The sequence below is a fragment of the Rhodococcus sp. BUPNP1 genome, from assembly GCF_002215235.1.
Classification (GTDB): Bacteria; Actinomycetota; Actinomycetes; order Mycobacteriales; family Mycobacteriaceae; genus Rhodococcus.
In genome coordinates this window covers 23,313-37,363 of record NZ_NERM01000010.1, presented here as the reverse complement: position 1 = coordinate 37,363, position 14,051 = coordinate 23,313, and the positions used below count along the sequence as shown (strand labels likewise).

Genomic DNA, 14,051 nt, shown 5'->3' with positions numbered 1-14,051 from the left:
AAGGAATTCCATGTCCCGTAAGTCGTTGACCTCGGTCGCCGCTGCCTTCGCGACCGCACTGCTTCTCGCCGGCTGCGGAACGTCGGCTGCAACCGACGCCACCGCAGAGATCGACCCCCGGGCGACCGTGCGTTATGCCACGACGTATGGCGCGTCGTCCTTCGATCCCCACAAGACTCGGATCACCAGCGACTCGACGATGCTGAATCTCGTCTACGACCGACTGGTACATCGCGACCGGAATGCAGATCCGGTGCCCGGGCTTGCCGAATCCTGGGAGTTCTCCGAGGACGGATCGACTCTGACGTTGAACTTGCGCCAGGATGTCACCTTCTCGGACGGCACGCCGCTCGACGCATCCGCCGTGGTGGCGAACCTCCGCCGCGCACTCGAACCCGACTCGATCACGGCTGCGATGCTCGCGGGTGTCGAGTCCGTGGAGGCGACCGACGCACACACCGTGGTGCTCCGCCTGAACGGCCCCGGCGGGCAACTCGTCCTCACGTTGTCGGATCTTCCGGGAATGATCGTCAACCCCAACGCTTTCGGAGATCCGGACAAGGACGCTGCGCTCGTACTCGACCCGGCAGGGGCCGGCCGGTACACGGTGGTCGAATCTCAGCCGGGGGCTCAGTACCGTTTCGCTGCGCGCGACGACTACTGGGACCCGGAAGCGGTACAGGCCGAGGGGTTCGAATGGGTAGTCATGACAGATCCTCAGACGCGTGTGAACGCCGTCGCTTCCGACCAGCTCGATGCCGCGATGGCGACGCCGATGTCACTCGACCCCGCCGACCAGCAGGGCCTGCAGACGTACGTCCAGACGAGCCTCAACAACTACGTCCTCAATCTGAACCGAACCCGGAGCGAGTTCGGCAAGCTCGAAGTACGACAGGCGCTCGCTCACGCAGTGGACCGCGAATCGGTGGTGGAGACGGCACTCGAGGGGCACGGTGAGCCCGCGAGCCAGAACTTCCCGGTGGGATACTTCGCCCACAACGAGGCCCTCGACGGTCAGTATGCCTTCGATCCCGACAAAGCGAAGCAACTGCTCGGTGACGCAGGAGTACCGGGCGGATTCTCCTTCGTCGCAGGCGTTTCCAACCTCCCCGAAAACCAGATGATCGGTCAGATCCTGCAGGAACAGCTCGCACGTGTCGGCATCACCATGGAGATCCGCTCCATGACACCGACGGACCTCAATCCCGCGTTCAATCGCGGTGAACTCGATGCCATCCTCACCACGCTCGTCGGTCGTGCGGACCCCTCCCTGCTCCTGACCTCGTTCTACGGTCAGGAATCTCCCCAGAACCCCTCCCGCGACGCGATCCCCGGCTTCCGGGAAGCCATGGAAGCGGCCAACCGCGCTACCGACCCGGAGGAACGCGCTGTGCTGCTCGGCGAGGTGAACGCCGTGGTGATGAACCACGCGGCGATGCTGCCGATCGCCTTCGCCGAACTCGGTGCCGTTGCCTCGGACCGGTTGGTGGGTTACGAGCCCAATCGGGTGGTCGACGAATGGCGTGGTGTCGGCGTGGCCGCCCCGTGACGTACCGCCCGACGGACAGCCTCGCGGCCGTGATCACACACGGATCGTGAATCGAAGGAGCACAGAATGTTTCGACTCATCGGACAGCGGCTGCTGGCGGTCGTCCCGTTGCTGATGATCGCCACGGCCATCACCTTCGGTCTGATCTTCCTGATTCCCGGCGATCCGGCACACCGGATCGCCGGGGAGTCGGCGACACCTCAGCAGATCGAGACGGTCCGTGAGGAGCTCGGCCTCGACCAGCCGGTCCTCGTGCAGTACTTCGACTTCCTGTTCGGACTGGTGCGCGGCGATCTCGGTACGAGTTTCACGTACCAGGCCCCGGTGCTGGAGATGATCGTCGATCGTCTCCCCGTGACGTTCTCGTTGGCGATGGTGGCCGTGGTCGTGGCGCTTCTCGTGGGTATTTCGGCAGGAATCATCGGAGGAAGCAGGCCCGGAAGTTGGCAGGACCGTGCCACCGGCGTGGGGTCGACACTCGGCGTCGCTACACCCAACTTCGTCCTGGGTCTGCTCCTCGTGCTCGTCTTCTCCCTGACGCTGCGGGTTCTTCCCGCCACCGGATACACCCCGCTCGCGAAGGGGTTGTGGCCGTGGCTCAGCCACCTGCTGTTGCCGGCGATCGCCCTGGGGTTGGCCGCGGCCGCCGAGATCGCACGCCAGCTACGCAGTTCCATGATCGAAGTGATGCAGCAGGACTACGTTCGCACCGCCACCGCCAAGGGCCTGAGTCGTCGCAGTGTCCTGTGGAAGCATGCCTTGAAGAATGCCTTCATTCCGACGGCGACGGTCCTGGGCATGCAGATCGCGTTCCTGCTCGGCGGCACGGCCGTCATCGAGTCCGTCTTCGGCCTGAAAGGTCTCGGGGATTTCGCGGTGCAATCGGTGCTCTCGGGAGACCTTCCCGCCATCCAAGGAGTCGTGATCTTCGGCGTGTTCGCCACTGTGATCATGAGTCTGCTCGTCGACATCTCCTACGGCTACCTCAATCCGAGAACAAGGAGCGCCGCATGAGCGACATCACCGTCTCGACGAAGCCGGCAGACGACAGGATCGTAGCCGTCGGCGAATCCCCACGTCACAGGTTCTTTCGCCGATTCCGGAACCGTCCGGGAGCCGTGGTCGCTGCCGTCTTTCTCGTCCTCGTCGCGGTTCTCGGACTACTTGCGCCCCTGATTGCTCCGCACGACCCGATCGTGCAGGAGCTGACCGCACGTCGGCTGCCTCCGTTGTCCGACGGATATCTGCTCGGCACCGACAATCTGGGTCGTGACACGCTGTCCCGGTTGCTCTACGGTGCGCGTGTCGCAGTCTCGGCGGCGCTCATCTCGGTGTCGGTCGGACTGCTCATCGGTGTCGTGCCTGCCCTGATCGCCGGGTTCCTCGGCGGCTGGTGGGACACGATCCTCTCTCGGGTCGCCGATGCATTTCTCAGCTTCCCCCCATTGCTGCTGGCGATGGCCATCGTCGGCGTGATGGGCACCAACCTCACCAACGCGATGATCGCGATCGGAATTGTGTTCGGTCCCAGATTCTTCCGCGTGGTACGCGGGGCTGTGATCGGAGTACGCGAGAGCACCTTCATCGAGGCCTCCCGCAGTATCGGCACTCCGACCGCGCGGATCGTGCGCATGCATGTACTCCCGCACACGCTGTCCCCTTTGATCGTCCAGATCAGCCTGGCGTGCGGGTTCGCGTTGCTCGCCGAGTCGTCGCTCAGTTTTCTCGGGCTGGGTGTCCAGCCGCCCGAGGCGAGTTGGGGTCGCATGCTCGCAGAAGGGCGCGAAGCGTGGAACTACACGGCCTGGCCGGTGGTGATTCCAGCCCTGATGATCATCTTGGCCGTTCTGGCCTGCAACACCCTCGGTGACGGCATCCGTGACTCGGTGGGCCGCGAGAACCGGAGTGAACGATGACCGAACCATTGCTGCGCGTCGACGGTCTCGGCGTCGAGTTTGCGACCGGTTCCGGCTGGACATCGGTCCTGCAGGACGTCTCCTTCGATGTGGCGGCCGGCGAACTCGTCGGGCTCGTCGGTGAATCCGGCTCCGGCAAATCCGTCACCTGCTCGTCCGTCCTACGACTGTTGCCGGCGAATCAGTCCCGCATCGTCTCCGGCGGTATCCGGTTCCGCGGACGTGATCTGCTGACGATGCCGGATCGCGAACTCGCGGACGTACGCGGCAACGACATCGCGATGATCTTCCAGGAACCGATGACGAGTCTGAATCCGGTCTTCACGGTCGGGGACCAGATCTCCGAAGTGGTGCGGCGACACCGAGGCGTGAACCGGAAGGCGGCGCTGGCGCGCGCCGTAGAGGTGCTCGACCTCGTCGGTATCCCGAATGCGACCCGCCGAGTGCGTCAGTACCCGCACGAGTTCTCGGGTGGTATGCGCCAGAGGGTCATGATCGCGATGGCGCTCGCGTGTGAACCGTCCCTTCTCATCGCGGACGAACCCACGACGGCACTCGACGTCACCATCCAGGCTCAGGTGCTCGACCTGATCAGGGACATGGCAGAACGGTTCGAGATGGGCGTGTTGTTCGTGACACACGACCTCGGGGTGGTGGCCGATCTGTGCACCGAGGTGGTGGTCATGTATGCCGGACAGGTGGTCGAGAAGGCCCGCACCGAAGAACTGTTCGCGGCTCCGAAGCACCCGTACACACAAGGTCTGCTGCGGTCGGTCCCGACCATCGACGGTCGCAGCGACCTGCACACCATCCCCGGCGCTCCGCCCGCCCCCGGATCGATGCCGAGGGGGTGCCGCTTCGGACCGCGCTGTGCGCATCGCCGCGACGAATGCGATGCCGTGATACCGCTCCACGCGCTGGAGAACGAGCGCATGTCTCGCTGTGCACGGGTGACCGATCTGATGCTGGAGGGAAACCGATGACCGTCGAACTCGCCGACGTCGAGACGAAGCAACCATTGCTGACGGTGCGTGGGCTGCGCGTGGAGTTCCCCGTCGGTCGCCGAACGGCGCGCCGGAAGCAGATGGTGCGCGCCGTGGATGAGGTCGATTTCGACATCTTCCCCGGTGAGACGTTCGCCTTGGTCGGTGAGTCGGGTTCGGGCAAGTCGACGACGGCCCGTGGAATCCTGCGGCTCGTCGATGTCGCTCAGGGATCCGTCGTGCTCGACGGTGTAGACGTGACCGCACTGAGCAGAAGTGAACTCCGCACCGCCAGACGCCATATGCAGATGGTCTTCCAGGATCCCTATTCCTCGTTGGATCCCTCGCACACGGTCGGGGATGCGATCGCCGAGCCCCTGGAGGTACATACCGATCTCTCCGATGAGGACCGACGCCGCAAGGTCGGTCGGCTGCTCGAGCAGGTCGGTTTGCGCGCGGAGCACGCCGATCGGTATCCCTACGAGTTCTCCGGTGGACAGCGCCAGCGCATCGCCATCGCGCGTGCCATCGCCGTGGAACCGAAGTTGGTGATCGCGGACGAGGCCGTCAGCGCGCTCGACGTCTCGACGCAGAATCAGGTCATCGCGCTGCTCGAACAGCTCTCCGCGGAACTGGGCATCGCCTACCTGTTCATAGCGCACGATCTGGCGGTGGTGCGTCACATCGCCCACACCACGGCCGTGATGTATCTCGGGCGAATCGTCGAATGGGGACCGACGGAACGTCTGTTCACCGAACCGGCGCATCCGTACACGCAAGCGTTGCTGTCCGCGGTCCCCGTCCCGGACCCGGGACGGCAACGCCGCCGAGAGCGCATTCGCCTGAGTGGAGAACTGCCCGATCCGGCGAACCCGCCGACAGGGTGCGCCTTCAGCACCCGTTGCCCACTGGTCATGCCGGTGTGCCGGGAGAGTCGACCGGCTGTCACAGAAGTGGCAGGAGGGGGACAGGTCGCCTGCCACTTGCACTCATCAGAACAACGGCCCGCCTCCGAAGATGTCCCGGTGTGAATCGGGTTGGTTGCCTTCGACGTCCACGATGCCGTAGTCGAGCGCGGTCTCTGCGGTGATGACGGTGCGACCGCTGCGCGCGTTCACCTCGGGATCGGCCGCCAGCGCGACGATCACCCGTCCGATGAACTCCGGTGTCTCGGCGTTGGCCAGCGAGAAGCCCTCGAAGTTGTCGATGCCGCGGGCGAGCATGGCCTCGTTCTTCACCAGTCCCGGCCACAGCGACAGGGTGGTCACCCCGGTGCCCCGGAGTTCGACGGCCATGTCGGCGGCCATCTTGTCCAGGCCGGCCTTCGACATGCCGTACAGCACCGAATGCAGGTAGCCGCGGGTGCCGAACGACGAGATATTGATGATCATCCCGCTGTTGCGCGGCACCATCAGTTGCACGGCTTCGACGGAGGCGACGTAGTGCGCGCGGAGACCGACGCCGATCAGGCTGTCCCAGTCGCTGATCGGACGCTTCCAGAACGGTTCGGAGAAACCTGCGAACCCCGGCGGTGACGCCCACACGTTGTTGACGAGCAGGTCGAGGCGGGAGTCCTGCTCGTCGGCGATCCGGCCGAACAGTTCGTGGATCTGTGCGTCGTCGCGGTGGTCGCACTGCACGGTGATACCTCGTCCGCCGCGTTCGGTGACCTCCGCCGCGGTGCGGTCGAGTGGTCCGTCGACGCCGACGGGGCCGCGGGCGGTGACGTAGACGGTCCAGCCGTCGGAGCCGAGCGCGCACGCGATGCCCTTGCCGACGCTGCGACTCGCGCCGGTGACCAGCGCGACCTTCGGTTCTGTCATCACTGCACCACTTCCACATCGTCGGTGAGGGCCCGCTGGATCGACCACAACACCTTCACGTGGCAGCGGGAGATCTTCCATTCGCCGTTCTCGACCACGTAGTCGTCGTCGTAGTCGAGCGCGGTGACCCGTTCGGTGCGGGCACGCAGATCCACCTGCCGGAACCGCAGCGTCCAGGCGCCGGTCGCGGTGTCGGGCCCGGTCAGGTGGATGCTCGGATGCATGCCGTGATGCATGTCGAGCACGACGTAGCGGTCGTCGACCCGTTCGAGAGCGATCCGGGAGTAGATGTCGACCAGGGCGTCGGCGTCGTCGAAGCTACCCAGCGCCGGCCCGTAGTAGATGTCGGCACCCTCGGCGACGAAGCACCTGCGCATCGCCTCCGGATCCTTGGCGTCGCACGCCCGGAAGTAGCGATGCTTGAGCATCCTGATCTCTTCGAGGGCTTCGAGCCGGGCCAGCCGTTGTTCGACGGTGTCCATCGGGGTGCCTTCCGGTCGGGGACGAACGGTGTCCCGGACCCTAGCCCGCAACCGCGAGACCGGAGGAGCGATGCTCCCACTCACCGGGCGGACGCACGCGTCTCAGCCCTTCAGCTTCCATTCCGCGAGATCGACTGCGGTGGAGATCGCTTCGAGCAGCACGGTCATGCGTTCGGCCGGACCCGGCGCGGCGAGAACCGCATAGCGGTCCGCTTCCCCCATCGGCACGTACCGGGCGAGCGCGAACAGTCGCGCCCCGGGATCCTCCGGCAACTCGGTAGTGGCGGGAGGCAGTGGAGCCCGGCCACCGGTGAGACGGTCGAGCACCCCGTACAGTCGGCCCATCGGCCCGGTGATCGCGGCGAAATCCACCGGCCCCGAATCGGTGTCGGGCCAGGGCTCCACCTCGGCGAGGGGATAGGGGTCGTCGGGAAGCCAGCGGGTGATGCGAATGCGTTCTTCCGCAATGCATTCGAGTTCACGGCGACCCGCACCGACCTCGGTGTCGACCATGATCCGCGCGACAGTACCGATGTCGTGTCGCTGCTCGCCTCCGCCCACCTCGTGTCCTCGGGCGATGAGGACGACTCCGAAGCGGGGGCCGTCCGGCGATGCCGTGCAGTCCTGGACGAGCTGCTGATATCTCGGCTCGAAGATGCGCAACGGCAGGTCGGACCCGGGAAGCAGTGCGGTGCCGAGCGGGAACATGGGAAGTGTCGGCATCAGGGCATCCTCAGGCGCGGGGTCGGGGGAGCGGGGATCGGTTCGTCACGAGCGATCTCGGTGAGCAGATGATCGACCCAACTCGCGAGGCCGTCGATGTCGAGCCGGTAGGGCGGTTCGTCCTCGTAGTGCCGCACCCGCGCCTGTCCCTGCTTCAGCAGCGACGCCGCGCCGGTGGGGTTGCCCCGGAGCAGGTGGGTCAGCCCCACGGCGAGCTGGGCGAGGCCCTGCCAGAGGGGACGTTCCTCGGGTGGTGCCTTCTTCCACATCGCCTCGAAGACCTCGTGGGCATGGAACGGAAAACCGTGGTCGAGGAGACGCTGACCTTCGGCGATGGTCTCCTCGACATCCAGATCGAGGTCTTCGGGAACACGTTCGACGCCTTCCTCGCCCGGCGGCAACGGACGCCCCAGGGCGTCGCGCGGACGCGCGTTCTGCGGCCTGCCGTCGGGTGTGCGGTCCCGGTCCGTCATGTCGCCAGCCTAGACGAACGGCCGCTTCGGGAAGGGATCACTGGTGTCGCAGAACGCCGCTCCGACCCTCGTGCGAGGGCCTGCGCATCCGGGACAGCTGCGCCGACAGTTCCCGGACGAAAGCGCCGACGGTGCCCGGTGCGACGCGGAGGTCGGGACCGGGGAGGAAGAGGTACCGGCCGTCGCCCACGACGTCGAACCAGCCGATGTCGGCGACGGGTGTGTACCCCGGGTTCGAGTACCGCAGGATGCGGATGCTGCCGGTGGCCGAGCGTTCGCGACGCAGCAACCGGCGCAACGACTCTGCGTGCGTGCCACCCGCCGGACGACGGACAGTGCCGAACTCGGACGGCTCGAGCACATCCCGGCTCGGCGCGGTGCGTGCCGGTTCGCGGCCCGCCGCCACAACCGGCAGGTGTCCGACGATCGCACCCGCGAGATCGGTGGTCGTGGTGATGCGGATGTCGGCCGCGGCGGGAGCCTGGCGGGCGAGGACGGCCTGCTCGCCGGTCGCGGCGGCGCGGACGAAGACCTCGCAGACGGGGTCGGTGGAGCGGCTGTAGACCTCCACCGCGACCTCCCCGGTGAGCAGGATCCGCATCGCATCGTCGAGGGCAGGATCGGGTCTCTCGTGCAGCCACGCGCGAGCGGCCTGCAGGTTCGCGGCGTGCTCGTCCTCCCACATCGCCGAGGTGCGATAGCGCAGAGGGAAGGGGAACTCGTCGCCACCCGCGGCGGTCCACGACGCGAGGAATCGATCGGGTGTCAGATGCTGGTCCACAGTGCTCAGGCCCCCAGAACCGGTGGGGCGGTGTCGGGCAGCGACCCGATCAGTTCGTTCCCGTTCTCGCCGGTGACGAGATAACCGGCCGCGCGTTTGTCCTGTTCATCGCCGCGGGACGAGGCGGGGGCCATGCCGGGCATCATGCCGAACGGGCGGACACCGGCACCGCGAGTCGCGGCGGCACCGGGCTGAGCCGCAGTACCGCCGGTGGGTGCGGCTCCCGCGACGAGCGGAGCCGAACCCGCGGGCGATGCGCCACCGGCCGACCCGACGCCACCGGCGCCCGGTAGCCCACCTCCGACACCTGCACCCGATCCGGAGGACGGTGAGCCATACGACTGACCGGTCGGGCTTCCCAGGGCGCCGCTCGCTGACGGGGTGGTGGATGCAGGAGTGGTCGCCGCAGGATCGTTCGAGCCCGCCCTGCCTGCCGAATCCGAACCTTCCGACCGGCCGTCCGTACCTTCACCGGACGTCGATGCGTCCGTACGGTTCTCCACTTCCGTGGCGGTCTGCCCACCCGGACGTTCTCCGTCCCCGGCCGGGATTCCCGTCGGGTCGCCGGCGGTCCGGGCGCCGCCGACACCTGGTGTGCCGTAGCCCTGGGGAACGAATGCTTCGGTGGCGCGACTCGTGGTGGCGGCATACGGGGAGGGCAGGACCGGAACCGCCGTGCCGGAATCGCGGTAGTACGGCTTGTAGAGGGCTTCTATCACCCGCACGGCCTGGGCGCGAACGGCCTCTTCCTGCCGGGCGGCGGCAGCACCCGCGACGGGATCGAGCGCGTACAGGACCGACGACGTGTTCACCGTGGGGGGAGGCACGGACGCTCGCACCCGTTCGCCGACGTCGGCGGCGATGCGGAGTTTCTCGGACGTCGCGCGTGCGGCATCGGACAACTGTTGTGCGGATTCGCCGAATCGCACCGTCGCGTCCATCGCGGCCTCGGCCGCCGGACCCTCCCAGTGCCGGCCGATGAGCTTGCGGATCATCAGCGTTCCCCACGCGACGGTGAGGCTGAAACCCTTTCCGAGTTCGGCCCATTCGGTGGCCAGGGTGGTCATCGCGACGGGGTTGATGCTCTGGGCGAGCCGGTGGATGTCGGCATGCTCCATGCCGTGGAAGTTCTCGAACGCTGCGATGTATTCGGGATCGACTCCCGCGTCGATGCGCGCGGCGAGCGTGTCGTAGTTGGACTGCCGTCGGGAGACGGAATCGGGGACCGGGGCGTCGACCCCGAGCGACACCAGTAGTCGGTCGACGACGTTGTCATTCGTGGACATGGACGACAGCTCCCCCTCGATGCTCTCGCGTCTCGAGGAGTCGACGGCGGCGCGATATCCCCCTGCCCACGTAGATCCCCCCGATCCGATGGTGGCGACGATGCTAACGCACGGCACCGACCAGACGCAGGGCAAGATCGGCATACAGGTCGCTGATCGTCGCGGCGTCGTCGTAGCGGCCCGAGGGATACCAGCGACAGACGTCGACGCAGAGCGACATCAGCGCGAGGGTGACACCTTCGGCGTCCGGGAGGGTGAACTCGCCCGAGACGTGGCCGGCGTCCACGACACTCCGCACGACCTGCGTGGTCTGCCGTCGTAGTCCGACGATCGTGCGGTAGTGCTCGCGGTCGAGCGCGGCCAGTTCGTACTGGATCACCCGGCTCCACTGGTGGTTCTCCGCCTGCCAGGCGGCGAAGCGCCCGATGACGGAGGCGAGCCGGTCGGACGGCTCGGCGTCGGGGCGGTCGGCGTTCTCGAGGACCTGCAGGGCGAGGGCGTGGCCCTCGTAGGCGATGGCGAAGAGCAGCTCTTCCTTGGACGCGTAGTGCGGATACATCGCGGCGGGACTCATACCGAGTCGCGCCGCGATCCGGCGGGTCGTGGTGCCGCCGTAGCCGTGCTCCGCGAACTCTTCTATCGCGGCCGTGCGGATGCGAGCAGCGGCCTTGGATCCGCCGACGACGTCGTCCCATGCATCACTCACGAGGGCGCTTCCGTTCTGTCCGGTTGGTGTTGACAAGCCCGCTACGGCATCGCACGATAAGCGAGCGCTTAGAAATAAGCCAGTGCTTATCGACTTGGTAACGGTGGGTGCGACGCGGGGTCCTCTCCGCGCTGCAATGCCTGCGGCAACATAGGATCCGCCGAAGAGAAGAATAGGACCTGGCTCTGAAAGGCAGTGCTGTCCAATCAAATTGGATACAGGCTGTTTGGTGGATGAGAAGGCGGTCGGCTATACAGTTCCTGTAGGCCCCGTCACAGCGAGGAGATGACGTATGTCCGTGCTCGACCGCTTCCGTCTCGACGGCCGCGTTGCCATCGTCACCGGCGCCTCTTCGGGCCTCGGTGTCGCATTCGCCCGAGGGCTGGCCGAGGCAGGGGCCGACGTCGTGCTCGCCGCACGTCGCGTCGACCGTCTCGAGGAGACCGCCGCGCTGGTCCGGGAGGCCGGACGGCAGGCCGTCACGGTCGAGACCGACATCGCCGATCCCGAACAGGCGCAGCGCATGGTCGACCATGCGGTCGAGCAGCTCGGCCGGGTGGACATCCTCATCAACAATGCCGGTATCGGCACCGCCGTCCCCGCGACGAAGGAGACCCCCGAGCAGTTCCGGCAGGTCATCGACATCAACCTGAACGGATCCTATTGGGCGGCACAGGCCGTCGGCCGTGTGATGCAGCCCGGTAGCTCGATCGTCAACATCTCGTCGGTCCTCGGCCTCACCACGGCCGGCCTGCCGCAGGCCGCGTACTCGGCCAGCAAGGCGGGCGTCATCGGCCTCACGCGCGACCTGGCCCAGCAGTGGGGAGCGCGCAAGGGGATCCGCGTCAACGCCATCGCCCCCGGCTTCTTCCACACCGAGATGACGGACGAGTACCAGCCCGGCTACCTCGACTCGATGAAGCCGCGAATCATCCTCGGCCGGACCGGGGATGCCGAGGAGATCGCAGCCACTGCGGTCTGGCTGGCGTCCGACGCCTCCGCCTACGTCACCGGTCAGACCATCGCCGTGGACGGCGGACTCACCATCACCTGACGGCACCACCCATCCCCCTACGGAGGAACGCTATGAGCACACAGCCCCGCACTGCCATCGTCACCGGAGCCGCACGCGGTATCGGCGCAGCCGTCGCGAAGCGGCTCGCCGGCGACGGCTACCAGGTCGCCGTCCTCGACCTCGACGAATCTGCCTGCAAGGACACCGTTTCGGCTATCGAGTCCGCCGGCGGCAAGGCGCTCGCCGTGGGTGCCGACGTCGCCGACGAGAAGTCCGTCGCCGCTGCCGTCGAGAAGGTCGCCACCGAACTCGGCGAGCCCACCGTCCTGATCAACAACGCCGGCATCACCCGCGACAACCTGCTGTTCAAGATGACGGTCGAGGACTGGGACGCCGTCATGAACGTGCACCTGCGTGGCGCCTTCCTCATGACGCGTGCCGTCCAGAGCTACATGGTCGACGCCAAGTTCGGTCGCATCGTCAACCTCTCGAGCACCTCGGCCCTCGGCAACCGCGGCCAGGTCAACTACTCCGCTGCCAAGGCCGGCATGCAGGGCTTCACGAAGACCCTCGCGATCGAGCTGGGCAAGTTCGGTGTCACCGCCAACGCCATCGCGCCGGGTTTCATCGCCACCGAGATGACCGCCGCGACCGCCGAGCGTCTCGGCCTGTCGTTCGACGACTTCAAGTCGAACATCGCAGCCAACATCCCGGTCGGCCGTATCGGCGAGGTCGACGACATCGCCCACACCGCATCGTTCCTCGCGTCCGAGGGCGCAGGCTTCGTGTCCGGTCAGGTCATCTACGTGGCCGGTGGCCCGAAGGCCTGATCCCCTTCCGTACGACCGCGGCGCCGCGTCCCATCCGGGACTGCGGCGCCGCGGTCGTTTTTGTTGCGGATCGAACGGAACGACCCGACCGTGTCGGTCGCCGCGGTTAACCTCTCCGGCATGAGCGAGAAGGTCAAGGGACCCCAGTCGTATTTTCCGTCGATCGAGCAGAAGTACGGACGCCCGATCGAGGAGTGGAAGAACATGATCCGAGCGTCGGATCTTGCCAAACACATGGAGCTCGTGAACTGGCTGAAGCAGGAACACGGGATGGGTCACGGGCACGCCAACGCTCTCGTCGCCCACACTCTGAAGGAACAGAAGTCCGAGTGACGAGAGCGTCCGACTACGCCAACCGCGGGGGTGCGGTGCGGTAGGTCGCGGGGGTGGCGCTGAGCCGGATCGGGTTGGCGATCTGACGAAGCGGAGCCTCCCGGTCGGGATCGTCGATCGACACCACCGGCGACAGGCCGAGCCGTTCGGCGAGCGCGACCGCGTCGGCGATGTCGTTGAGCGGACCGCACGGCACCCGGGCTGCGGTCAGAGCATCGAACCACGCGTCGGCCGTCTTGGCCGAGAGCAACTCGTTGATGAATTTTGTCAGCTCCTCCCGATTCGCGACGCGGGCGGTGTTCGTGGTGAACCGCTCGTCGGTGGCGAGTTCGGGCGCGCCGAGAACCTCGACCAGCGAAGCGAATTGACGGTCGTTACCGACGGCGAGGACGAACGGCCGGTCGGCGGTGTGGAACACCTCGTAGGGCGCGATGCTCGGATGACGATTGCCCATGGCCTTCGGCACCACACCCGCCGCGACGTAGCCCGACGACTGGTTCGCCAGCGCCGACAACAGCGACGACAACAGGTTGACCTCGACGCGCTGGCCCTCGCCGGTGCGGTCGCGGTGCCGCAGGGCTGCGAGGATGCCGAGCGCAGCGTGCATTCCGGTGATGATGTCGACCACGGCGACACCGACCTTGGTGGGTGTCGTCGGGTCGGGCCCGGTGATGCTCATCAGGCCGCCGACGGCCTGGATGAGCAGGTCGTAGCCGGGCAGGTTGTTGTGTCCGCCGAAGCCGGTGATCGAGGTGTAGACGATGTCGGGGTTGAGTTCCCGGACCTGCTCGTATCCGAGCCCGAGCCGGGTCATCGTGCCGGGCAGGAAGTTCTCGACGACGACATCGGCGCGGGCGACGAGATCGCGTGCCTGTTCGAGTCCTTCGTCGGTGGTCAGGTCGATGGCCACCGATTTCTTGTTGCGGTTGACGCCGAGGAAGTAGGTCGACTCGTCGCCGACCCAGGGCGGTCCCCAGTGCCGGGTGTCGTCCCCGAAGCCGGGGCGTTCGATCTTGACGACCTCCGCTCCGAGGTCGGCGAGCAGCATGGTGGCGTAGGGACCGGCGAGCACGCGACCGAAGTCGGCGATCACCAGCCCGGCCAATGCTCCGGTCGTGTTCGCCGCTGTTGCGTTCGTTTCGGCCATGTTC

General features: G+C 66.7%; 16 protein-coding genes. 8 read left to right on the top strand and 8 right to left on the bottom strand.

Annotated elements, in window-relative coordinates; translation table 11 throughout:
* The first annotated feature begins 10 nt into the window (after positions 1 to 10).
* From B9C99_RS12160 to B9C99_RS12140, 5 genes are all read left to right on the top strand, one after another.
* The gene (locus B9C99_RS12160) at positions 11 to 1,549 is read left to right on the top strand and encodes an ABC transporter substrate-binding protein (protein ID WP_088898024.1); all 1,539 of its coding nucleotides are present in this window, start codon (positions 11 to 13) and stop codon (positions 1,547 to 1,549) included.
* A gap of 66 nt (positions 1,550 to 1,615) precedes the next feature.
* Entirely contained in the window at positions 1,616 to 2,563 is a 948-nt protein-coding gene (locus tag B9C99_RS12155; RefSeq protein WP_088898023.1) for an ABC transporter permease, read from the top strand.
* A complete protein-coding gene (locus B9C99_RS12150; protein WP_088898022.1) occupies positions 2,560 to 3,465 on the top strand; it encodes an ABC transporter permease in 906 nt (301 codons plus the stop codon). Before B9C99_RS12155 ends, B9C99_RS12150 begins: the two co-directional genes overlap by 4 nt.
* Positions 3,462 to 4,448 carry an ABC transporter ATP-binding protein gene (locus B9C99_RS12145; RefSeq protein ID WP_088898021.1) on the top strand — a complete coding sequence of 329 codons (987 nt, stop codon included), beginning with the start codon at positions 3,462 to 3,464 and terminating at the stop codon, positions 4,446 to 4,448. The genes B9C99_RS12150 and B9C99_RS12145 overlap by 4 nt, the downstream gene beginning before the upstream one ends.
* On the top strand, positions 4,445 to 5,479 hold the full coding sequence (locus tag B9C99_RS12140) for an ABC transporter ATP-binding protein (protein ID WP_088898020.1): 1,035 nt from the start codon (positions 4,445 to 4,447) through the stop codon (positions 5,477 to 5,479). Before B9C99_RS12145 ends, B9C99_RS12140 begins: the two co-directional genes overlap by 4 nt.
* On the opposite strand, the gene B9C99_RS12135 is transcribed toward B9C99_RS12140, so the two are convergent.
* The 7 genes from B9C99_RS12135 to B9C99_RS12105 form a co-directional block, all read right to left on the bottom strand.
* Positions 5,441 to 6,271: an SDR family NAD(P)-dependent oxidoreductase gene (locus tag B9C99_RS12135; protein WP_088898019.1), complete on the bottom strand. Its 831-nt coding sequence runs from the start codon at positions 6,269 to 6,271 to the stop codon at positions 5,441 to 5,443. The two genes, B9C99_RS12140 and B9C99_RS12135, sit on opposite strands and share 39 nt — an antisense overlap.
* Positions 6,271 to 6,753, bottom strand: a complete 483-nt coding sequence (locus tag B9C99_RS12130) for a nuclear transport factor 2 family protein (protein WP_088898018.1) — start codon at positions 6,751 to 6,753, stop codon at positions 6,271 to 6,273. The genes B9C99_RS12135 and B9C99_RS12130 overlap by 1 nt, the downstream gene beginning before the upstream one ends.
* 102 nt (positions 6,754 to 6,855) lie before the next feature.
* A complete protein-coding gene (locus B9C99_RS12125) occupies positions 6,856 to 7,476 on the bottom strand; it encodes an LON peptidase substrate-binding domain-containing protein (RefSeq protein ID WP_088898017.1) in 621 nt (206 codons plus the stop codon).
* Positions 7,476 to 7,949: a DUF309 domain-containing protein gene (locus B9C99_RS12120; RefSeq protein WP_088898016.1), complete on the bottom strand. Its 474-nt coding sequence runs from the start codon at positions 7,947 to 7,949 to the stop codon at positions 7,476 to 7,478. The genes B9C99_RS12125 and B9C99_RS12120 overlap by 1 nt, the downstream gene beginning before the upstream one ends.
* Before the next feature lie 37 nt (positions 7,950 to 7,986).
* Positions 7,987 to 8,730: an ESX secretion-associated protein EspG gene (locus tag B9C99_RS12115; RefSeq protein WP_088898015.1), complete on the bottom strand. Its 744-nt coding sequence runs from the start codon at positions 8,728 to 8,730 to the stop codon at positions 7,987 to 7,989.
* Positions 8,731 to 8,735: 5 nt separating this feature from the next.
* Complete coding sequence (locus B9C99_RS12110; protein WP_088898014.1) at positions 8,736 to 10,016, bottom strand: PPE domain-containing protein; 1,281 nt, start codon at positions 10,014 to 10,016, stop codon at positions 8,736 to 8,738.
* 103 nt (positions 10,017 to 10,119) lie between these two features.
* Positions 10,120 to 10,722, bottom strand: coding sequence for a TetR/AcrR family transcriptional regulator (locus B9C99_RS12105; RefSeq protein ID WP_088898013.1), 603 nt, complete (start codon positions 10,720 to 10,722; stop codon positions 10,120 to 10,122).
* Between the two features lie 292 nt (positions 10,723 to 11,014).
* Between B9C99_RS12105 and B9C99_RS12100 the strand changes: the two genes are divergently transcribed.
* The 3 genes from B9C99_RS12100 (at position 11,015) to B9C99_RS12090 (ending at position 12,900) form a co-directional block, all read left to right on the top strand.
* The gene (locus B9C99_RS12100; protein WP_088898012.1) at positions 11,015 to 11,776 is read left to right on the top strand and encodes an SDR family NAD(P)-dependent oxidoreductase; all 762 of its coding nucleotides are present in this window, start codon (positions 11,015 to 11,017) and stop codon (positions 11,774 to 11,776) included.
* A 32-nt stretch (positions 11,777 to 11,808) separates the two neighbouring features.
* The gene (gene fabG / locus B9C99_RS12095) at positions 11,809 to 12,567 is read left to right on the top strand and encodes a 3-oxoacyl-ACP reductase FabG (protein WP_088898011.1); all 759 of its coding nucleotides are present in this window, start codon (positions 11,809 to 11,811) and stop codon (positions 12,565 to 12,567) included.
* A 120-nt stretch (positions 12,568 to 12,687) separates the two neighbouring features.
* The gene (locus tag B9C99_RS12090; protein ID WP_088898138.1) at positions 12,688 to 12,900 is read left to right on the top strand and encodes a DUF4287 domain-containing protein; all 213 of its coding nucleotides are present in this window, start codon (positions 12,688 to 12,690) and stop codon (positions 12,898 to 12,900) included.
* A gap of 13 nt (positions 12,901 to 12,913) precedes the next feature.
* Here B9C99_RS12090 and B9C99_RS12085 read toward each other — a convergent pair whose 3' ends face one another.
* Positions 12,914 to 14,047, bottom strand: coding sequence for a CaiB/BaiF CoA-transferase family protein (locus tag B9C99_RS12085; RefSeq protein WP_088898137.1), 1,134 nt, complete (start codon positions 14,045 to 14,047; stop codon positions 12,914 to 12,916).
* Positions 14,048 to 14,051: the final 4 nt, after the last annotated feature.